Annotated in this window: 14 protein-coding genes, 1 tRNA gene and 1 pseudogene; 9 read left to right on the top strand and 7 right to left on the bottom strand. The window is 71.5% G+C overall.

Features of this window, described 5'->3' with window-relative positions:
* Positions 1-80: 80 nt before the first annotated feature.
* The 5 genes and pseudogenes from AC4H2G_RS09155 to AC4H2G_RS09135 all read left to right on the top strand — a co-directional run bounded on the left by AC4H2G_RS09155 (position 81) and on the right by AC4H2G_RS09135 (position 5,423).
* The gene (locus AC4H2G_RS09155) at positions 81-806 is read left to right on the top strand and encodes a DUF2625 family protein (RefSeq protein WP_494365447.1); all 726 of its coding nucleotides are present in this window, start codon (positions 81-83) and stop codon (positions 804-806) included.
* Positions 807-897: 91 nt separating this feature from the next.
* The gene (locus AC4H2G_RS09150) at positions 898-1,641 is read left to right on the top strand and encodes a GntR family transcriptional regulator (protein WP_494365446.1); all 744 of its coding nucleotides are present in this window, start codon (positions 898-900) and stop codon (positions 1,639-1,641) included.
* Positions 1,642-1,648: 7 nt separating this feature from the next.
* A pseudogene (locus tag AC4H2G_RS09145) lies at positions 1,649-3,163 on the top strand (MmgE/PrpD family protein); the annotation flags it as partial.
* Between the two features lie 167 nt (positions 3,164-3,330).
* The gene (prpB, locus tag AC4H2G_RS09140) at positions 3,331-4,248 is read left to right on the top strand and encodes a methylisocitrate lyase (RefSeq protein ID WP_494365445.1); all 918 of its coding nucleotides are present in this window, start codon (positions 3,331-3,333) and stop codon (positions 4,246-4,248) included.
* 35 nt (positions 4,249-4,283) lie between these two features.
* Entirely contained in the window at positions 4,284-5,423 is a 1,140-nt protein-coding gene (locus tag AC4H2G_RS09135) for a bifunctional 2-methylcitrate synthase/citrate synthase (protein WP_494365444.1), read from the top strand.
* A 481-nt stretch (positions 5,424-5,904) separates the two neighbouring features.
* On the opposite strand, the gene AC4H2G_RS09130 is transcribed toward AC4H2G_RS09135, so the two are convergent.
* From AC4H2G_RS09130 to AC4H2G_RS09115, 4 genes are all read right to left on the bottom strand, one after another.
* Positions 5,905-7,140, bottom strand: coding sequence for an NAD(P)/FAD-dependent oxidoreductase (locus tag AC4H2G_RS09130; RefSeq protein WP_494365443.1), 1,236 nt, complete (start codon positions 7,138-7,140; stop codon positions 5,905-5,907).
* A 79-nt stretch (positions 7,141-7,219) separates the two neighbouring features.
* Positions 7,220-8,203, bottom strand: a complete 984-nt coding sequence (locus tag AC4H2G_RS09125; RefSeq protein ID WP_494365442.1) for a Gfo/Idh/MocA family protein — start codon at positions 8,201-8,203, stop codon at positions 7,220-7,222.
* Positions 8,204-8,340: 137 nt separating this feature from the next.
* Positions 8,341-8,991, bottom strand: a complete 651-nt coding sequence (locus AC4H2G_RS09120; RefSeq protein ID WP_494365441.1) for an NAD(P)H-binding protein — start codon at positions 8,989-8,991, stop codon at positions 8,341-8,343.
* 225 nt (positions 8,992-9,216) lie between these two features.
* On the bottom strand, positions 9,217-11,955 hold the full coding sequence (locus AC4H2G_RS09115) for an ATP-binding protein (RefSeq protein WP_494365751.1): 2,739 nt from the start codon (positions 11,953-11,955) through the stop codon (positions 9,217-9,219).
* Positions 11,956-12,274: 319 nt separating this feature from the next.
* Between AC4H2G_RS09115 and AC4H2G_RS09110 the strand changes: the two genes are divergently transcribed.
* From AC4H2G_RS09110 to AC4H2G_RS09095, 4 genes are all read left to right on the top strand, one after another.
* Positions 12,275-13,174 carry a protein kinase domain-containing protein gene (locus AC4H2G_RS09110; RefSeq protein WP_494365440.1) on the top strand — a complete coding sequence of 300 codons (900 nt, stop codon included), beginning with the start codon at positions 12,275-12,277 and terminating at the stop codon, positions 13,172-13,174.
* Between the two features lie 71 nt (positions 13,175-13,245).
* Entirely contained in the window at positions 13,246-14,118 is an 873-nt protein-coding gene (locus AC4H2G_RS09105) for an alpha/beta fold hydrolase (protein ID WP_494365750.1), read from the top strand.
* A gap of 33 nt (positions 14,119-14,151) precedes the next feature.
* Positions 14,152-14,727 (top strand): small multidrug efflux protein, encoded by a 576-nt coding sequence (locus tag AC4H2G_RS09100; protein ID WP_494365439.1) that lies wholly within the window; start codon positions 14,152-14,154, stop codon positions 14,725-14,727.
* A 314-nt stretch (positions 14,728-15,041) separates the two neighbouring features.
* Positions 15,042-16,367: a glutaminase gene (locus AC4H2G_RS09095; RefSeq protein WP_494365438.1), complete on the top strand. Its 1,326-nt coding sequence runs from the start codon at positions 15,042-15,044 to the stop codon at positions 16,365-16,367.
* A gap of 118 nt (positions 16,368-16,485) precedes the next feature.
* On the opposite strand, the gene AC4H2G_RS09090 is transcribed toward AC4H2G_RS09095, so the two are convergent.
* From AC4H2G_RS09090 to AC4H2G_RS09080, 3 genes are all read right to left on the bottom strand, one after another.
* Positions 16,486-16,562 (bottom strand) — tRNA-Pro (locus AC4H2G_RS09090).
* A gap of 173 nt (positions 16,563-16,735) precedes the next feature.
* The gene (locus AC4H2G_RS09085; protein ID WP_494365749.1) at positions 16,736-17,671 is read right to left on the bottom strand and encodes a metallophosphoesterase; all 936 of its coding nucleotides are present in this window, start codon (positions 17,669-17,671) and stop codon (positions 16,736-16,738) included.
* Entirely contained in the window at positions 17,668-20,001 is a 2,334-nt protein-coding gene (locus tag AC4H2G_RS09080) for a transglycosylase domain-containing protein (protein WP_494365437.1), read from the bottom strand. The genes AC4H2G_RS09085 and AC4H2G_RS09080 overlap by 4 nt, the downstream gene beginning before the upstream one ends.
* Positions 20,002-20,197: the final 196 nt, after the last annotated feature.

The raw sequence follows: 20,197 nt of genomic DNA, 5'->3' as shown, positions 1-20,197 counted from the left end.
GGCGGACCTCTCGGACACAACGACCAAGATTTCCCATACCAGGATTCACGCACTGCGGCAACACGTGGCATGATCCGGCCATGACAGTGAGGACGGCTGCGGAGCTCGCCGCTGTCGACGACCCCGCGTGGCCGACCCTCGCCCGGATGCTCGGGCGTGCCGGGGTCGACATCGTCCCCGCGCCGGCGTGGTCGCTGGAGGTCCTCTTCCGTCTCCAGGTCACCGTCCGCTCGACCTTGGGAGCGCTCGCACTGCACACCGGGGGAGTCCTCGTCGACGGCGGGTGGCTGCGCATCCTCGGCGGCGGGGGCGCGGGCCTTCCCGACCTCGCGAGCGTCAACGGGTTGGGGGAGCCTGGCGAGGACAGTGCCGTGCCGTCGGTCCTCGTCGTCGCGTACGACGTCCTGGGCGGGACGTTCGCCATCAACGGCGGCGGTCTCGCCGGTCCGCTGGGGAACGTGCACTGGTTCGCGCCCGACGCCCTCGACTGGGTCGACCTCGGCTTCGGGCAGGCCGCGTTCCTCGAGTGGGCCGTGAGCGGCGGGACGGCCGACTTCTACGACCGTCTGCGCTGGCCCGGGTGGTATCACGACATCGGTGCCGTCGGCCTGGACGAAGGGCTGAGCATCTACCCGCCGCTGTGGTCGGAGGAGGGCCGAGACGTCGCGCGCGCCTCCCGGACGGCCGTGCCGCTCGGCGAGCTCGTGAACTGGCACTTCGAGATGGCCGAGCGCATGGCTCCGGTCGACGACGAGATCGACGACCTCCCGGCGGGCGGCTACGCGGGCTGGACCGCGGGCCCGTAGGCGGGCCCTGACCGCGACTCAGGGACACCGCGACATCGCGACGCGCGAAGCACCTGTATACAAGTGCGCAGCCGTGTGTCACGATGGCGACGTGACGACGACGCCCGCTCCCGTCGGCCTCGCGGCCGAGCCGCTCGGCGGTGCCCGACGACAGTCCGGGGCCCGCGCCGTCTACGACCTGCTCCGCACGCGCATCATCGACGGGTCCCTCGCCCCCGGCGAGCGGCTCACCGAACCGGTGCTCTCGGCACAGCTCGGCGTCTCGCGGACACCGGTCCGCGAAGCCCTGCGCCTGCTCCAGGCCGAGGCGCTCGTCGTCGAGCTCCCGACCGGAGGGGTGCGCGTCGCGCCGCTCGACCTCGCCGACGCGCGCCGCGTGTACGAGGTCCGCGCGCGGCTCGAGGGCCTGCTCGCGCGCGACGCGTGCGAACGGGCACGGCCCGACGACGTCGCACGCCTCGAGCGCCTCGTGACCCTCATGGACGCGGTCCGCGACCATGAGGAGGAGGTGCTGCGCGTCGGAGCGCAGTTCCACGGCGAGATCGAGACGCTCGCCGACAACCGCTGGTGCTCCGCCCTCCTGCGCCAGATCCGCGGCCACGTCGACCGGTACCGCACGCTCGCCGCGCGCGGACGCGTGGGCACGACCGACCACGTGGACGAGCACCGCGCCGTCGCCGCCGCCTTCGCCGCCGGCGACCCCGCCGCGGCCGAGGCCGCGATGGTCGCCCACATCGACCGCAGCGCCGCTCTCGCCGAGCACGCGCTGCGCGCCACGACCGACACCACCACCGGTCCGGCCACGGACCACCCCGCCACGACCGACGAGAGCTGAGCCAGCGATGCCGTACACCCACCACCTGCGCGTCTACCCCAGCGCCAAGCCGCTCGACCGCACGGACCAGCTCGCGTGGAAGCTCGCCGAGCTGGCGACCGACCCGGTCGAGGTCACCCCCGAGGTCGCGGACATGGTGATCAACCGTGTCATCGACAACGCCGCGGTCGCGGCCGCGAGCCTGACGCGCAGCCCCGCGGTGGCCGCGCGCGGCCAGGCGCTCGCCCACCCCTACTCCCCGGGGTCGACGGTGTTCGGGTGCGACCTCGCGACCCGCACGAGCCCCGAGTGGGCGGCGTGGGCCAACGGCGTCGCGGTGCGCGAGCTCGACTTCCACGACACGTTCCTCGCCGCCGAGTACTCGCACCCCGGCGACAACATCCCGCCGATCCTCGCGGTCGCTCAGCACGCGGGAGCGGACGGCGCAGCGCTCGTGCGCGGCATCGTCACCGGGTACGAGATCCAGGTCGACCTGGTCCGGGCCATCTCGCTTCACCGGCACAAGATCGACCACGTCGCCCACCTCGGCCCGTCCGCCGCGGCGGGGATCGGGACCATGCTCGGCCTGGACACCACCACGATCTTCCAGGCGATCGGCCAGGCCCTGCACACGACGACGGCCACGCGGCAGTCGCGCAAGGGCCAGATCTCGACGTGGAAGGCGCACGCGCCCGCGTTCGCCGGCAAGGTCGCGGTCGAGGCCGTGGACCGCGCGATGCGCGGCCAGACGTCGCCCGAGCCGATCTACGAGGGCGAGGACGGCGTGGTCGCGTGGCTGCTCGACGGGCCCGACGCGGCGTACGACGTCGTGCTGCCCTCGCCGGGCGAGCCGCGGACGGCGATCCTCGACACGTACACGAAGGAGCACTCCGCGGAGTACCAGTCCCAGGCGCTCATCGACCTCGCGCGGGCGCTGCACGACGAGCACCCGTGGCTCGCCGACCCTGCGAACGTCGCGAGCGTCGTCATCCACACGAGCCACCACACCCACTTCGTCATCGGCTCCGGCGCGAACGACCCGCAGAAGTACGACCCGACCGCGTCGCGCGAGACGCTCGACCACTCGATCCCGTACATCTTCGCCGTCGCGCTCCAGGACGGCGGCTGGCACCACGTCGACTCGTACGCACCCGAGCGGGCTGCGCGCCCGGACACCGTCGAGCTGTGGTCGAAGGTCACCACGGCCGAGGATCCCGAGTGGACGCGCCGCTACCACGCGACCGACCCCGCGGAGAAGGCGTTCGGCGGTCGCGTGGAGATCGAGCTGGCCGACGGTGGCCGCCTCGTCCGGGAGATCGCCGTCGCCGACGCGCACCCCCTCGGCGCACGGCCGTTCGGCCGCGCGCAGTACGTGAAGAAGTTCCGCACGCTCGCCGCCGGTGTCCTCGAAGACGCCGAGATCGAGCGCTTCCTCGACCTTGCCGAGCGGCTCCCGTCGCTCACGGCGGCCGAGGTGCGGGAGCTGACGGTCGTCGGCCGCCCCGGCCTGCTCGACTCCGTGCCCACGCCGAGCGGGCTCTTCGAGCTCGGCCGGCCCGACGCCGCGGCCTCGGGCGAGGACGGACCGTCACCCGAGGTCCAGGGCGAGGGATTCACGATGCACGACGCGCCCGAGGCCACGGCACGCCCGGGTGCACCCGGCGAGCCCGCGACGTCGGGCACCGAGACGACCGACGCAGGAGGCGAGTGATGCTGTACAGCCAGGTGACGCCGTCGGACAAGCGGCAGGCGTTCCGCGCGGCGCTCGCGGAGGCCCGGAGCGCGGGGGAGCCGCTGCGGCTCCCCGGTGCGTTCAACCCGCTCTCGGCGCGGCTGATCCAGGACAAGGGCTTCGAGGGGGTCTACGTCTCCGGGGCCGTCCTGTCCGCCGACCTCGGGCTGCCCGACATCGGTCTCACGACGCTCACCGAGGTCGCGGGACGCTCGCAGCAGATCGTGCGCGTCACCGACCTGCCGGCGCTCGTCGACGCCGACACGGGCTTCGGCGAGCCGATGAACGTGGCTCGCACGGTCCAGACCCTGGAGGACGCCGGGGTCGCGGGCGCGCACGTCGAGGACCAGGTGAACCCCAAGCGGTGCGGCCACCTCGACGGCAAGGAGGTCGTGGGGCTCGACGAGGCGGCGAAGCGTGTGCGGGCCGCCGTCGACGCGCGGCGCGACCCCGGCTTCCTCGTCATGGCGCGCACCGACGTGCGCGGGACGGTCCCGGGGGACGCCGGGCTGCGCGTCGCGATCGACCGCGCGAAGGCGCTCGTGGACGCCGGGGCGGACGCGATCTTCCCCGAGGCCATGAAGGACCTCGGGGAGTTCGAGGCGGTCGCGTCGGCCGTGGACGTGCCGGTGCTCGCCAACATGACGGAGTTCGGCAAGTCCGAGCTCTTCACGCGGCGCGAGCTCGGTGACGCGGGCGTCGCGCTGATCATCTACCCGGTGACGCTCCTGCGGGTCGCGATGGGCGCGGCCGAGCGCGCGCTCGACGAGATCGCCGGGACCGGGACCCAGGCCGGCCAGGTCGAGGGCATGCAGACGCGCGCGCGCCTCTACGAGCTCCTCGACTACGCCGCCTACAACCAGTTCGACGAGGGCATCTTCACCTACCGACCCTGACGACCACCCGAGCTGCACCACGAAGGAGTGAGCGCATGAGCACCCCCGCCAGCACCACCCCCGTCGACGGGCCCGAGATCCGCAAGGGCCTCGCCGGCGTCGTCGTCGACGTCACGGCCGTCTCGAAGGTCAACCCCGAGACGAACTCGCTGCTGTACCGGGGCTACCCCGTGCAGGACCTCGCCGCGCGCCGCTCCTTCGAGGAGGTCGCGTACCTCCTGTGGCACGGCGAGCTCCCGACGCCCGAGCAGCTCGCCGAGCAGACCGCCGTCGAGCGGGCGCACCGCGCCCTGCCGGGGAACGTGCGCAACGCGGTCCTCGAGCTGCCGACGACGTGCCACCCCATGGACGTGTGCCGCACCGCGGTGTCGCAGCTCGGGGCGCACGACCCCGACGCCGAGAACTCCTCGTCCGAGGCCGAGCAGGCCAAGGCGCTGCGCCTGTGGGCGGCACTGCCCGCGGTCGTGGCTCTGGACCAGCGCCGGCGCCGCGGGCTGCAGATCGTCGAGCCGCGGGACGACCTCGGCTACGCCGAGAACTTCCTGTGGATGACGTTCGGCGAGGAGCCCGACCCCGCCGTGGTGCACGCGTTCGAGGTGTCGATGGTGCTGTACGCCGAGCACTCGTTCAACGCCTCGACGTTCACGGCGCGCGTCATCACGTCGACGCTCTCCGACCTGCACTCCGCCGTCACCGGCGCGATCGGCGCGCTCAAAGGCCCGCTGCACGGCGGCGCGAACGAGGCCGTCATGGCGACGTTCGCCGAGATCGGTACTGCCGACCGCGCCGACGCGTGGCTCGACGACGCCCTCGCGAGCAAGCGCAAGATCATGGGGTTCGGGCACCGCGTCTACAAGCACGGCGACTCGCGCGTGCCGACCATGCGCGCGACGCTCGACGCGCTCGTCGAGCACTACGACCGCCCGGACCTCCTCGAGCTCTACACCGCGCTGGAGTCCGCCATGACCGAGCGCAAGAACATCCTCCCCAACCTCGACTACCCGGCCGGCCCGGCGTACCACCTCATGGGCTTCGATACCCCGATGTTCACGCCGCTGTTCGTCGCGTCGCGCGTCGTCGGCTGGACCGCGCACGTCATGGAGCAGCGCGCCGCGAACGCGCTCATCCGACCGCTCAGCGAGTACGTCGGCGAGCCGCAGCGCGACGTGCCCTGAGGCGACGCCCGGTAGCGTGACCGACGGCGCGTGGTCGCCTCGGGTGTCGGGGTGGGCGGGGGCGCCGCGTCTACCATCCGCCGCTCGTTCCTCGCGGCTCCCGCCAGACCCACCACGACGCGGCGCCCCCACCCACCCCTCCTGGTGCCGTCTCGCCCTGGTCTGCGCTCGCCACGGGCGAGACGATCCCGCGAAGTAGAACGTCCGGTCGCGAGGTAGAGCTCGCCGAGTTCTACCTCGCGACCTGCGGTTCTATCTGGGCGACCTGGCCTCTCCGTGGTCGACCCACGGTTCATTCTCGGGCGCTGCCCGTGGTGAGGTGATGGGTGAGCGGGTGGGGCGGCGTCGGATGCGAAGGGCGTAAGAGCCGCGCTCGAGAACCTCCGGCCGGACGACCACGGTGACGGCGCGGCAGCCCGAGCACCGGCGTCGTCCCACCCGCGGTCGCGACCCGACCGATCCGACCGCACCGGCGCGGACGTCAGCCGACGAACGACTCCAGCTCGGCGCGGTCGACCGGGCCGTCGCGGTGGATCAGGGCCTTGACGTCGTCCATGCGGTCCCACACGTTGACGGCCATGCCGGCCTCGACGCGGCCGTCCTTGACCCAGAACGCCACGAGCTCGCGGTCGGCGACGGAGCCGCTCACGACGAGCTCGTCGTAGGCGTCCGGGCCCGCGACGAAGCCGAGGTACTCCATCCCGACGTCGTACTGGTCGGAGAAGAAGTACGGGAGGCCGGGGTAGGGGTCCGTCGCGCCGAGCATCGCGCGCGCGGCGTGCGGACCCTGGTTGAGAGCCGTCGCCCAGTGCTCGACCCGGATCGACCGGCCGTACCGGGCGTACGGCACGCTCGCGACGTCTCCGGCGACGAACACGTCCGGGTCGGTCGTCTGCAGGGTCGCGGAGGCGACGACGCCGCCCGTCGCCGAGTCGATCGCGAGGCCGGCGGCCTCCGCGAGGCCGACGTTGGGCACCGCGCCGACGGCGACGAGCACCACGTCGGCGTCGACGTGCGTCCCGTCGGCGAGCGCGACGCCGGTCACGGCGCCCTCGCTGCCCGTGATCGCCGACGCCTCGGCGCGCCGGTGCAGGTGCACCCCGTGCTCGGTGTGGAGCTGCCCGTAGAGCTCGCCCATCTCGGGCCCGAGCACCCGGTCGAGCGGGTGCGCCCCGAGCCCGACGACGCTGACGTCCATCCCCGTCGAGCGCGCTGAGGCCGCGACCTCCAGCCCGATCCACCCGTCGCCGACGATCGCGAGCCGGCCGGCGCCCTCGCGCGCGGACGCCTCGAACGTCGCGGCGAGCCGCTCGCTGTCCTCGAGCGTGCGCAGCTCGTGGACGCCGTCGAGGTCGATGCCGAGCACGGGAAGGCGCCGGGGTTCGGAGCCCGTGGCGAGGAGCAGCGTGCCGTAGGGCATCGTGCGGCCGTCGGCGAGGGTCACGGTCCGCGCCGCCACGTCGACGGCCGTCGCGCTCGCACCGGTGAGCAGCTCGACGTCGTGCTCGGCGTACCAGGACTCGGCGAGCGGGAAGACGGAGTCGCGCTCGACCTCGCCGCGCAGGTAGTCCTTCGAGAGCGGAGGACGCTCGTAGGGTCGGTGCCGCTCACGCGCCACGACGCGCACCTCGCCGTCGAACCCCTCGTCGCGCAGCGTCTCGACGGCCTTGGCGGCGGCGAGACCACCCCCGACGACGACGATCGTCCCTGCAGCCACGATGACCTCCCTCTCGAGGGCTTCCCGGACGCCTTCAGTCTCTCGCGCGCGCCGTCAGGCCGCCCGGCACGCGAGGGTCTCAGGCCACGAGCGCCGTCCGCCACTGGTCGAGGAGGCGCGCGACGGTGCGCGTGTGCTCCCAGGGCATCTCGGGCGCCTCTGTCCGTCCGTCGGCGAGAGCGCGCGACACGGCGTCCGCCTCGGCGGCGAAGGGGTCCACGGTCGGTTCTTCGACGACGCGCTCGCGACCGCCGGCACGCACGACGAAGGACGCCGCCGAGTCGTCCCGGCTGCCGAACGCGTCGTCGAGCCGCAAGACCCCGGCCGGACCCTCGACGACGGCGGACCGCGCCAGGTCCGCGACGACGGAGCACTCGACGTCGGCCGTGATGCCGTCGGCGGCGATCGTCGCCGACGCGTGCTCGTCGACACCCGTCGGGCCGACAGCGCCCGCGATGTCCGTGACGGTGAGCGCGGCGAGGTCCACGCCGGCCGCCGCGGCGATCGCGACGGCGAGCGACACCGGGTAGCCGCCGACGTCGAGGATCGCGCCACCCGCGAGGGCAGGGTCGAACAGCCGTCCCGTCCGCTCCGCGGCCTCGAACCCGAATGCTGAGGTGACGTGGAGCGGGGTGCCGAGCGCGCCGTCGGCGATGGTCGCGTCCAGAGCACGGGCCAAGGGACCGAACCGGTGCTTGTACGCCTCGACGAACGGCACACCGTGCGCGGCCGCGGCGGCGAGGACACGGTCGGTCTCGGCGGCGGTCGGCGCCACGGGCTTCTCGCACAGCACCGCCTTGCCCGCGGCGAGAGCGGCCACGGCGAGGTCCGCGTGCGTCGTGTGCACCGTAGAGACGTAGACCGCGTCCACGTCCTCGCGCGCAAGGATCTCGGCGTAGGTGCCGGTCACCGGGGCGCCGTGAGCGCGGGCGAACGTGGCCGCCCGGTCGGGGTCGCTGCTCGCCACGGCGTGGAGGGTCCCGTGCTCCGAGCGCGGCAGCGCCCGGGCGAACCAGCCGCCGATCTGACCAGGGCCGAGGACCGCCCACCGTGTCGTCCGCATGCGGGGAACGTAGCAGCACACGGATCGCGGGATCTGAACCTGCGCCCTCGTCGTCCCGAAGCGCATCCGATGCTGGGCGTTGCTCTCGGCTCGTCGTGGTTCTGCGGGGTGGTTCCTCGTGCTCAAGCCGTGGCCGATCACGGCACGTTCGCCAGCACCGCCCGAGCGATGGGCGTACTGCCCTGAGTGACTTCGAGTATCCGCTTGCGGATCCGGGGCTCGTGGAGCAGTTCCGCCAGCGTGGCGGCCACGTCCTGGCGTGGGATCTCGTCGTGGGGCTGCGCCGGACCCAGCGATATCGTCCCGATCCCGTCGCGGTCGACGAGCAAGGACGGCCGAAGGATCAGCCAGTCCAGGTCACTCATGCTGACCGTGACGTCGATCAGCTTCTTGACCGCGAAGTAGAACTCCACATCCTCGCCGAGGTCGGACGCGCGCCCGGCCTCGGGAAGGACGGAAACGAGCATGAAGCGACCCACAGCGGCAAGTCGTGCTGCCTCGAGCGCCTTCACCACACCTTCGCCGTCGATGGCGGCCGTGACCTTCCTCGTACCGCCGTTCGACCCGGCGGTGTAGACGAGGACGTCGGCCCCGGTGAGCATGGGGGCCAGCGCGTCAGCAGTGAGGTCCGCGAGCTGAGCCACGTGAGCGTCGACTCCCCGGGCAGCGAGGTCTCTCTGCTGCTCGCCACGACGTACCAGTCCGGCGACGTCGTCACCCCGGTCGATCAGGTTCCGCGCCAGCAGCGTACCGACAGCCCCACTGACGCCAAGGATGAAGACCTTCATCGTTCCGCTCCCGAGCACGCGGAGGCGCTCGCAGCGTGGCCGCTGAGCTCCGTGGCCGGCCGGCGCCGTGCCGGGAGGCGCTCGATCCTCCGGGACGTCGACGGCAGATCTGCTCCGCAGGGGTGGGGGACGCGGGACGGGTGCATGGTGCAAGCCTGGCCGCCGCGGCCTGGACTTCGCGTCGGTAGCAGCCACCTATCGTCGGCGCCACCTGCTCCGGTCCGGTCAGGGAAGACGGAACTCTGTGAGCTGGCGGCGCGAGGTGATGCCGAGCTTGCGGAAGATGTTGCGTAGATGGGCCTCGACGGTCCGTGGGCTGAGGTACAGCTGTGCGCCGACCTCACGGGAGGTCGCTCCGGTGGCCACCAGCCGTGCGACGTGCAGCTCCTGGGCGGTGAGCTCGTCGGTCGGCTGGGCGGTACGTGCTCGTGGGTGCTCGCCCGTGGCGCGGAGCTCACCTGCGGCGCGGGCAGCGAAGGCTTCCGCGCCCATGTCGGTGAGGAGCTCATGGGCGGTGCGGAGCTGGTCGCGGGCGTCTCGGCGGCGGCCCTCACGACGGAGCCATTCGCCGTAGACGAGATGAGTACGGGCCAGGTAACCGCCCGCCCGGCTGTTCCTGAGCTGCCCGATCGCCTCGCGGTACTGGTCCTCTGCCACCGATCCGGTGCTCATGAGCGCCTGTGCGCGCGCCGCCATTCCGAGCGCCCACGGCGTACCGCTGGCACGAGCCCGGGTGCAGAGCTGCTCCATCGCCTCGACCGCGTGCTCCGGCTGACCGGCACGGGCCGCTGACTCGATGAGCTCGGAGTGGGCCAGGTTGCTGTGCGTCAGCTCGTCCGACTGGAACGCCCGCGTCGCGGCGGTCTGAGCCGATGGGTACTCTCCCAGACCGTTGTGGAGCACCGCGAGCGCGTACTGCGCCAGCGAGACCTCGGAGTCGTCCCCACGTCTGGCAGCCACTCGGATGATGGTCGCCCGGATCTCGCCTGTCTCGTGCGCGCGGCCGCGCCAGGCGGCGAGGATGAGCCGGGCGTGGAGCAACGGCACTGCCGTCGTCGAGGCCATGATCGCGGCCTGCTCGTCGGCGAGCCCGGAGGCACGAGCGAGCTCGCCGGAGAGCACCAGCATCACGGACTGGACCAGGAGGGCAGCCGGGAGCGTGGCCAGCGCGCCGGCCTCCCGAGCAAGCCGGACGTGACAGTCTGCCAGGGCGTGGGCCATCTCGTCGTCGAAGATCGCCATCGCGGTCCTGCTGGCCAACCACAGCCAGCGGTGGCTCTCGCGGTCACCCACGGACCCCGGGTGCGGCTCTTCGCGGACGAAGGCGATCAACGCCCGACGCAGCTCCGGCACGCCCGCCTCGTATCCTTGCGTGAAGGTCGTCACGAGGGCATCGAGCAGCAGGTCCGCCGGCTGCGGCACCATGGGCGGTGCCGGGGCGGCCCGGGCGGCCTCGGCCACCTTCCGCACGCCGCCGCGGGAGTCGCCGGTCACGATCGCCGCGTCCAGCGCCTCCAGGTAGGTCTCACGGGCCAGGGGTGCGTTCAGCGGGGTCAGTGTCCTGGCGGCGTCCAGCAGTATCCGCGGCCCCTCGCTACCTCGACTCCGGTGGAAGGCGATCTGGGCGCGGAGCAGCTCGAGGCGGGCGCGTGGGAGAGCGTCCAACGGCCCGGTGGCCGCGACCGCCAGCAGCTCGAGGGCGGCCTCGGTCGCACCGGCCTCGTGCTTGGCGTGCGCTCCTTCCAACGCCCGTCTCGCGCGATCGGCAGGCAGAGGAGACAGCTCGGCCGCGCGCTGCAGGAACGCGGCCGCGGCGGCCACACCCCCGCGGGCGCGCGCCCGCTCCGCCGAGCGCTCCAGCTCTTCGGCGGCTTCCTCATCAGTTCCGAGCACCGCCTGCGCGTGGTGCCAGGCACGACGATCCGGGTCAGACCGCGGGTCGGTCGTCTCGGCCAGCGCGCCGTGGGCGCGGCGACGGTCCGGTGACGTGGCGGCCTGGTAGATGGCAGAGCGCACCAACGGATGACGAAACCGCACCCTGGAGTCGATCTCCAACAGCCCGGCGACCTCTGCCGGCGCGGCCGACTCGCGATCGATCCCCAGACGCGCCGCTGCGCTCCACAGGAGCGCCACGTCGCCCGTCGGCTCGGACGCGGCGACCAGCAGCAGCAGCTGCGTCTGCGCCGGGAGGCTGGCCGACCGGTGTCGGAAGCTCTCCTCCATGCGGCGCGGGACGCTCATCGCGTCGGGCAGCTCGTACCCGCCGGCGAGCTGCATCGGCCGTGCGTTGCTGGGCAGCTCCAGCAGTGCCAGCGGGTTGCCGCCCGCTTCGGCGAGAATCCGTTCTCGCACACCTTCGTCCAGCGGCGTGGGCAACGCAGCACCGAGCAGCGCACGGGCATCGGGCTCGCCGAGCGGCTCCAGCCGTACCTCGGGCAGCCCGGTGAACGGAAGGCGGTCGCCCTCGTCGGAGTCGCGCACCCCGAACACGAGGGCCAACCTTTCGGCCCCCAGCCGCCGGGCCACGAAGGCCAGGACCTGCGCCGACGCCTCATCCAGCCATTGGGCGTCGTCGACGAGACACAGCAGCGGCTCCTCCTCGGCGACCTCGGCCAGCAGGTTGAGGATGGCCAGCCCGACCAGGAACCGGTCTGGCGCGGCGCCGTCGCGGAGGCCGAACGCCACTCCGAGAGCGGCACGCTGCGGCTCGGGCAGCGGGTCGATGCGATCCAGCAGGGGAGCGCACAGCTGGTGCAGCCCAGCGAACGCGAACTGCGTCTCGGACTCGACGCCGACCGAGGACTCCACTCGGAAGGCTGACGCGAGCGCCGTCTGCCGAGCGTGCTCGAGCACGGCCGTCTTCCCGATCCCGGCCTCCCCGCGCACCACGACAGAGCCGCTGTGCCCGGACCGAGCCAGGGAGAGGAGCTTCTCGACCGCTTCACGCTCCGAGCGCCGGCCCACGAGATCCGTCAGGTTGTGCTCCTGTCGAACGCCACCGAGTAGGTAGCCGCCACAGTAACCGTCCCTGACGCGAAGCGGTACGGCTCCGGTCCTCACCTGCGCCACCGACGTTCTCGGTGACGCCAGGCGGTGGAGACCTACGTGGTCGCCACCGACGCGAGGGCCCGGCCGTCGGTGCGAGCCTGATGACGTCGCCGGGACCGGGTATGCGGTCCCGGCGGACCAGCGTCCGTGGGGCGGGCGCCCTGCGTCTCAGACGATCCACCCGACGTCGGAGCCATCCCCGGTCGCACCGACCATGAGAAGGCGAGGAGACCTCATGAGCACGGATCGCGTGCTTGGCGGACGCTATGAGCTCCGCGACGTCCTGGGCCGGGGCGGCATGGCCGTTGTCCACCTGGCTCGTGACAACCGTCTCGAGCGCATGGTCGCGGTCAAGGTGCTCCGCGCAGAGCTGGCCCGTGACCCGCTGCTCCGATCCAGGTTTCGGCAGGAAGCGCAGACGGTCGCTGGTCTCGACCACCCCGGCATCGTCTCCGTCCATGACGTCGGTGAGCACGTCGAAGGTGGCCGGGCGGACGAGCCGAGCGTTCCGTTCATCGTCATGGAGCATGTCGCCGGCCGGTCGCTGCGAGCTCGGCTCCGTGAGGGCGCGCTCGCGCTGGAGGAGTCGGTCGGGCATCAGATGGATGTCCTGTCGGCGCTGGAGTTCAGCCATCGCGCAGGCGTCGTCCACCGCGACATCAAGCCGGCCAACGTCATGGTCACGCCCGACGGCGGGATCAAGGTCGTGGACTTCGGGATCGCGCGCGTCGGTGGCGACTCCGGCATGACCGCAACTCAGACCCACACCTTCCTCGGAACCGCTCAGTACCTCTCTCCCGAACAGGTGCGCGGTGAGATCGCCGACGCCCGGAGCGACCTGTACTCCGCCGGCTGCCTGCTCTACGAGCTGCTCACCGGACGGCCGCCGTTCGTCGGTGACGACCCGGTCGCCATCGCGTACCAGCACGTGCACCAGGCACCCGTGCGAGCCAGCGCCTACCGCTCCGACATCGCACCGGCGCTCGACACGGTGCTCCGTACAGCACTCGCCAAGGACCGCAACGACCGGTTCCAGCACGCTCGATCGTTCGGGGATGCGCTCCAGTCCGCTGCGAAGAGCCTGGTCGGTGCGCACGAGTGCGCCGACCGGTTGCCCGTCTCGACCAGCCGGTGACGCGAAGACGACCACCACACGATCCGCCCGGGCGAACGGTTCGCACCGGGCTCACCACAGGAAGGCAGACCATGGCATACATCAGCGTCGGGACAGAGAACAGCACGCCGATCGAGCTGTACTTCGAGGATCAGGGCACGGGCCAGCCCGTCGTCCTGATCCACGGGTATCCGTTGGACGGACACAGCTGGGAGCACCAGACACGGGAACTCCTGGCCGGCGGGTACCGGGTCATCACCTACGACCGTCGCGGCTTCGGCCGGTCATCGAAGGTCAGCACCGGCTACGACTACGACACCCTCGCTGCCGACCTGAACATCCTGCTGGCGACCCTCGACCTGCGCGACGTCATCCTCGTCGGATTCTCGATGGGGACCGGCGAGCTCGCCCGCTACGTCGCGCAGTACGGCCACGCGCGGGTCGCCAAGCTCGCATTCCTCGCCTCGCTGGAGCCCTTCCTCGTCGCTCGCGACGACAACCCCGAAGGCGTGCCGCAGGAGGTGTTCGACGGCATCGTCGCCCAGGCGACGAGCGACCGCTACGCCTGGTACGCGCAGTTCTTCTCCGACTTCTACAACCTCGACGAGAACCTCGGCTCTCGTATCAGCCAGGAAGCGGTCACCGGCAGCTGGAACATCGCGATCGCCAGCGCCCCGGTGGCGTCCTACGCGGTCGTGTCCTCGTGGATCGAGGACTTTCGTCGTGATGTCGACGCAGTTCGCAGCAGCGGCAAACCGGCACTGATCCTCCACGGCACCGCCGACAGGATCCTGCCCATCGACAGCACGGCCCGTCGCTTCTCTCGGGCACTGCCCGCCGCCCACTACGTGGAGGTCGAGGGTGCCCCGCACGGGCTGCTCTGGACGCACGCCGGCGAGGTCAACGACGCCCTGCGCACCTTCATCGGCTCCGCCCACGGCGAGGACGACAGCGTCACCACCTGACGCACCCACATCGCAAGAACCGAAAGGTCGGACATGACTCCCATCGAGAAACTCATCAGCGACTTCCAGGAGCTCGTCGCCCAGGTGCCCGAGATCGTCCAGCCGTTCATCATCATGCTCGCCGCTGCGATCCCGTTCGCCGAGGGGGAGGTAGGGGCTCTCATCGGTGTCGCCGGTGGTCTGAACCCCATCGTCGCGGCCGTCGCAGCAGCCACGGGGAACTTCCTGAGCGTGCTGCTCGTCGTCGCGGTCACCTCACGCGCCAGGACGGCCGTCGTCGATCGACGATCCAACCTGGTCGGGGTGAGTGCAGGCGCCGGCGTGCGTCCGAGCGCCGTCGGGGAGGCGTCCCAGGAGACGGCGGCCACCAAGCCGGAGTCCAAGGGACGCCGGCGCTTCAACAGATGGCTCGTCCGCTTCGGTGTCCCCGGCGCGAGCATCCTCGGCCCGCTCGCCATCCCGACCCAGATCACCTCGGCGATCCTCGTGGCCGGCGGAACTCCACGCCGCTGGGTCCTGCTCTGGCAGGCCGTCGCCATCGTCATCTGGACGACGATCGCCACCGTCTCGGCCTGGGCCGCGCTCACCTTCGTCGTCGAGGTCTCGTAGGTGATGACCGGCCAGCAGAACGTGTCCCGTCACGGGGAGGCGGAGGCGCCGGAGCTCACAGACATGAAAAGCATGCCCGTCACGGTCGCTCTCGAACGCGCGACACCGATCGACGCCTACACCGTGAGCGTCGCCGCAGCGCGAGTCGGCAGAGCCGACTTCGTCGACCCTGCCGATGGGAGAGCGGATCTTCTTCCATACCGAGATCGACGAGCAGTTCGCGGGGCGTGGTCCCTGCCGATATCGACCTCGTCACGCGCGCTGCTCGGCGCAGTTCATGATGCGGGCGGATGAACGCCTCTGGAGGAGGGTGGATGAGATCGATCGTTCCCGACTATCTGACCGACGTCCTGAGAGACGTGAAGTCGAACATCTCCGGGGAGCTGGCGGGGTACATCCCCGAGCTCGCCGCGGCGGATCCCGGGCGCCTCGGTGCAGTCTTCGCCACGGTCGACGGCGAGGTCCATGGCGCCGGTGACGCCGATGTCGAGTTCACGATCCAATCGATCTCGAAGCCGTTCGCGTACGCGTTGGCCCTCTCCGATCGCGGCTTCGACCCGGTGCTCGCCAAGGTCGGGGTCGAGCCGTCCGGGGAGGCGTTCAACGAGATCTCCCTCGAGATCGACACGGGTCGGCCCCGAAATCCGATGATCAACGCAGGCGCGATAACCGTTCACTCGCTCGCCGGTGCGGAGAACCTTGCGCCGACCGAGCGTGTCGAGCGCATCGTCCAGGGGCTGTCGGCGTTCGCCGGCCGTCAGTTGAAGATCGATGAGACGGTCTGCGCATCCGAGATGGGGAACGCGCACCGCAACCTCGCCATCGCGCACATGCTCCGCAGCCACGGGATTCTCACGGAGGACCCGAGGGCCGTGGTCGATGGCTACATCCGCCAGTGCTCGGTGCTCGTCACGGCACGGGATCTGGCCGTGATGGCTGCGACGCTGGCGAACCGTGGCGTGAATCCCTGCTCCCACGAGCAGGTGGTGGACGGCGCCGTGGTGCGTCAGGTCCTGGCCGTCATGGCCACCTGTGGGATGTACGACGCGGCCGGCGACTGGGCGACCCAGGTGGGCATACCCGCCAAGAGCGGCGTGGCCGGGGGCCTGATCGGCGCGCTGCCCGGTCAGCTCGGCGTCGCCACCTTCTCCCCTCGGCTGGATGCACAGGGGAACAGCGTTCGTGGTGTCTCGCTGTTCCAGCGGTTCACGTCCGACATGGGCCTGCATGCGATGGAGGTCGCGCCAGCGGCGCGTGCGGTCGTGCGATCCAACGACGTCCACGGGCTCGGACCGGCCGCGATCCGAGTGCTCCAGGCGCAGGGTGGGATCCGCTTCGCCGGAGCCGAGCGAATCGTTCGCGAGTTCGTGGACACCCCACCTCGAGAACCCAGGGTGGTCCTGGATCTCACGAGGGTCTCCTCGATCGACGACGTGGCGCGGCGCATGCTGCTCGAAGTCGTGCGTCGACTCACGCTGGACGGCCATGAGGTCTATCTCGTCGACCCCGAGCTGATCATCCCCGACCCTGACCCCGGTGATGGCGGTCGGGTGACCGTCATCGGCGACGTCCAAGATGCCATGAGCCCACCGCGCTCGGTGGCAGAGGGCAGCAGCTGCCGCGAGAGGCGCGGCGCGTGAACGCGGACACCGCCTCCAACCCGCTCCGCCGATGCGCAACATCTCCCTGGGGAACAGGACTCGACATGCGAAAGGCCCTCTGGACTCAGCGTTTCCGCTGGCCAGAGGGCCTTTCTGTTGGTCGGGGTGACAGGATTTGAACCTGCGACCTCTTCGTCCCGAACGAAGCGCGCTACCAAGCTGCGCCACACCCCGGTTGCCCACCACGCGTCGTCGGGCACTGCGAACAGTGCTCGGCGGCCAGGAGAGATCCTGACCTTCCGCGGGGGAAGCCTGCCCAGAATAGCCGACGAAGTGCCGTGCGACGAAACCGGGTCCGGGTGACGTGCCCGACGCCGTCCGCGCGCCCTGCGCAGGCCGGCGGGACCTCAGCGGGACGTCAGCGTGAGGAGCGTCGCCTCGGGGCGGCACGCGAAGCGGAACGGGGCGTACGGCGACGTCCCGGCACCGGCGGACACGTGCAGCCACGTCGACGCCTCGCCGCCGTCCTCGCCCGGCCGCGCACCCGGCCAGCCGTGCAACCCCTTGGCCCGACGGCGGTCGAGGTCGCAGTTCGTGACGAGCGCGCCGAAGCCCGGGACGCACAGCTGCCCGCCGTGCGTGTGGCCCGCGATGATCACGTCCGACCCGTCGGCGTGCATCTGGTCGAGGACCCGCCGGTAGGGCGCGTGCGTGACGCCCAGGCGCAGGTCGGCGCCGACCGTCCGGGAGAGCTCGGCCTCCGGGAACACGTCCCGGTCCAGGTGCGGGTCGTCGACCCCGACGAGGTCGAGCCGCAGCCCGCCGACCTCGACGACGTCGCGCCGGTTCGTGAGGTCCACCCAGCCGGCGTCCCGGAACGCCGCGGACATCTCGGCTGCCGGGAGCGCGCGCGGCGGCTCGGACCGGGACACGCGCGCGTCGGGGAGGAGGTAGCGCGCCGGGTTCTTCGGGGACGGGGCGTAGTAGTCGTTCGACCCCATGACGAACAGCCCCGGCGTGGAGTCGAGCAGCGGCTCGAGCGCGTGCAGGAGCGGGTCGAGCGCGTCGACGTGGGCCAAGTTGTCACCCGTGTCGACGACGAGGTCCGGCTCGAGGTCGGCGAGCGACCGGACCCAGTCGATCTTGCGCTGCTGCGTCGGGACCAGGTGGAGGTCGGAGACGTGCAGCACGCGGAGGTCGCGCGCCCCGGGGGGCAGGACCGGTACGGTCAGCTCGCGCAGCGTGAAGAGCTTCGTCTCGACGTGCGCGTAGGCCAGCGCACCGACGCCCGCGACGGCGAGCGCCCCGAGAGCCTGCCCGGCGACGCGCCCGCGGGCGCTCAGTCGTTCCCTCCGCCGCCGGCGAGGTCGCCGAGGAAGTCCTCGAGCGCGTCGCGACCCTCGTCGTTCCCGCGGTCGCCGCGGTCGCCGCGGTCACCCCTGCCGCCGCCGTCGGCGTTCGCCGGCGGCTGAGCGCCCTCCTGGGCGGGAGGCGCGGTGTCGCCGCCCTCCGGGGTGGTCGGGGCCGTCGGCGGCGGTGCGGGGGCGTTGACCCGGCCCCAGTCGGGGGCGGCGAACTCGACGGCAGGCTTCCCGGCGAGCGCCTGGTCCATGTACGCCTTCCAGGTGGGCGCCGCGAGGTCGGAGCCGAACCACCAGCGCCGCGAGACGCCGTTGATCGTGAACCCGTCGCGCATCTCGATGTCCGACTCGGCGTTGCCGATCCAGACGGCCGTCGCCACCTGCGGCGTGTAGCCGATGAACCACGTGTGCTTGTTGAGGTTCGCCGTCCCGGTCTTCCCGGCCGAGGTCCGGCCCTCGAGCTGCGCCCGCTTGCCCGAGCCCTGGGTCATGACGGACTGGAGCGCGTACGTCACGGTGTTCGCGACGGCGGGGTCGAGCGCGTTCGGGTTGCAGCTCGCGGCGGGCACGGGCACCTCCGCACCGTCCGCGCCGACGACCTTCGTGATCGCGATCGGCTCGCAGTAGGTTCCCCCGCTCGCGAACGTGGCGTACGCGGCGGCCATCTGGAGGGGCGAGGAGTTCTGCGTGCCGATGACCATCGAGGGGTACATCTGCACGCCGCCCTCCTGGTCCGCGAGGCGGGAGGGCTTGTAGCCGATCGACTCGGCGGTGGTCTTGATGTCGCACAGGCGCAGCTGGCTCTCCATCGACGCGTACGCCGTGTTGATGGAGTTGTACGTCGCCTGCAGCACGGAGATCGAGCCCTTGTTGTCGATGCCGTCGGAGTTGCCCGGTCGCCACGGCTTCGACTCGTTGCGCACGTTCGCGCCGCAGAAGTCGAAGTCGGAGTTGTTCCACGACCGGCTGTTGGCGTTGACGTTCTGGTACAGGCTCCGGCCGCTCTTGAGCCACTCCGCGAGCACGAAGACCTTCCACGTCGACCCGGGCGAGAAGCCGCTCGACGAGCCGTGCGCCTGGTCCACGTTGTAGTTCACCGCGGTCGTGTTCGGCGCGGGCTGCTCCGCGACGTCGTAGTCACGGTTCTGCGCCATCGCGAGGATCTTCCCCGTGCCCGGCTCGACGGACACGATCGCGTCCTCGACACCGGAGGGGTCCTCGGGCGGGACGGCCGCCTTCGCCTGCTGCTCGGCCGCGACCTGCATCGCGGGGTCGAGCGTCGTGTAGATGTCGAGGCCGCCCCGGTACAGCAGCGCCTTGCGGTCCTCCTCGGTCTCGCCGAACGCCGGGTCGGAGATCATCACCTTCGTGACGTAGTCGCAGAAGAACGCCGCGCCGCCCGCCGCCTGGCAGCCGACCTCGACGGGCTTCACCTTCAGCGTGTCGGCGAGCGGCGTGGCGCGCGCGGTGTCGTACTCCTCCTTGGAGATGAACCCCTGCTGGTACATCGTCAGCAGCACGGTGTTGCGGCGGCTCTGCGACACCTCGGGGTTGCGCGTCGGGTCGTACAGCGACGGCGCCTTCGTGACGCCCGCGATCGTCGCGGCCTCGACCGGGGTGAGGTCCTTCGCGCTCTTGCTGAAGTAGTGCTGCGCCGCGGTCTCGACGCCGTACAGCGACGCGGCACCGAACTGCGCGATGTTCAGGTACCCCTGGAGGATCTCCTCCTTGGTCATCCGCTTCTCGAGCGAGATCGCGAGCTTCGCCTCCCGGGCCTTGCGGCCCAGCGAGTTCTCCTTGGCCTCCCAGATGCCCATCGTGTCGTCCTCACGGACCGCCTTCTCGATGAGGACGTTCTTCACGTACTGCTGCGTCAGCGTCGACGCACCCTGCGTGTCCTTCTGCAGGACGTTGTTCACCGCCGCGCGCGGGATGCCCTCGAGGTCGATGCCCCCGTGCTGCCAGAACCGCTTGTCCTCGATCGCGATGACCGCGTTCTGCATCGCCTCCGACACCTGGTCCAGGGGGACGACGATGCGGTTCTCCGTGTAGAACGTCGCGAGCTGCGTCGTGCCGTCGTTCGCGTACACGCGCGACTGCTCCGCGAGCGGGCCGGGCTCGAGGTCCGCGGGCAGCTCGTCGAACACCTCGAGCGCGCTGTCCGTCGCCGTGTTGGCGCCCGCGGCGAGCGGGACCACCAGCCCGGCCGCCAGCACGCCGCCCACGCCGGACACCAGCACGAACGCCAGGAAGAGGGCGATGAGCTGGTACGCGTTGATCTGTCGACCGCGTGGGCGCACAGGGGAAGCCATGGTGCCAACCCTACGGGAGCCCGCCGGGCGGGGGCCCGGGAAAGCCCGCACCGGGCGCGTGCGGGTTGTGTGAGCATCCCGGGAACCGCGTGCGACGGCCCGACGACGGCCCGACGACGGCACGACGACGGCACGACGACGGGCCGATCACGGGTCCGGGCGGTGGCGCAGGCCACGCCGCGGAGGCGACACCGGA

It is taken from the genome of Cellulosimicrobium sp. BMG9.23, from assembly GCF_059159985.1.
The sequence above is the reverse complement of the archived record's forward strand: the minus strand, read 5'-3'. Positions and strand labels throughout refer to the sequence as shown.

Coding starts and splice junctions, on each gene's coding strand:
- AC4H2G_RS09155 (WP_494365447.1), top strand. CDS start 81: ATGACAGTGAGGACGGCTGCGGAGCTCGCCGCTGTCGACGACCCCGCG.
- prpB (WP_494365445.1), top strand. CDS start 3,331: ATGCTGTACAGCCAGGTGACGCCGTCGGACAAGCGGCAGGCGTTCCGC.
- AC4H2G_RS09135 (WP_494365444.1), top strand. CDS start 4,284: ATGAGCACCCCCGCCAGCACCACCCCCGTCGACGGGCCCGAGATCCGC.
- AC4H2G_RS09125 (WP_494365442.1), bottom strand. CDS start 8,203: ATGCGGACGACACGGTGGGCGGTCCTCGGCCCTGGTCAGATCGGCGGC.
- AC4H2G_RS09120 (WP_494365441.1), bottom strand. CDS start 8,991: ATGAAGGTCTTCATCCTTGGCGTCAGTGGGGCTGTCGGTACGCTGCTG.
- AC4H2G_RS09110 (WP_494365440.1), top strand. CDS start 12,275: ATGAGCACGGATCGCGTGCTTGGCGGACGCTATGAGCTCCGCGACGTC.
- AC4H2G_RS09105 (WP_494365750.1), top strand. CDS start 13,246: ATGGCATACATCAGCGTCGGGACAGAGAACAGCACGCCGATCGAGCTG.
- AC4H2G_RS09100 (WP_494365439.1), top strand. CDS start 14,152: ATGACTCCCATCGAGAAACTCATCAGCGACTTCCAGGAGCTCGTCGCC.
- AC4H2G_RS09095 (WP_494365438.1), top strand. CDS start 15,042: ATGAGATCGATCGTTCCCGACTATCTGACCGACGTCCTGAGAGACGTG.
- AC4H2G_RS09080 (WP_494365437.1), bottom strand. CDS start 20,001: ATGGCTTCCCCTGTGCGCCCACGCGGTCGACAGATCAACGCGTACCAG.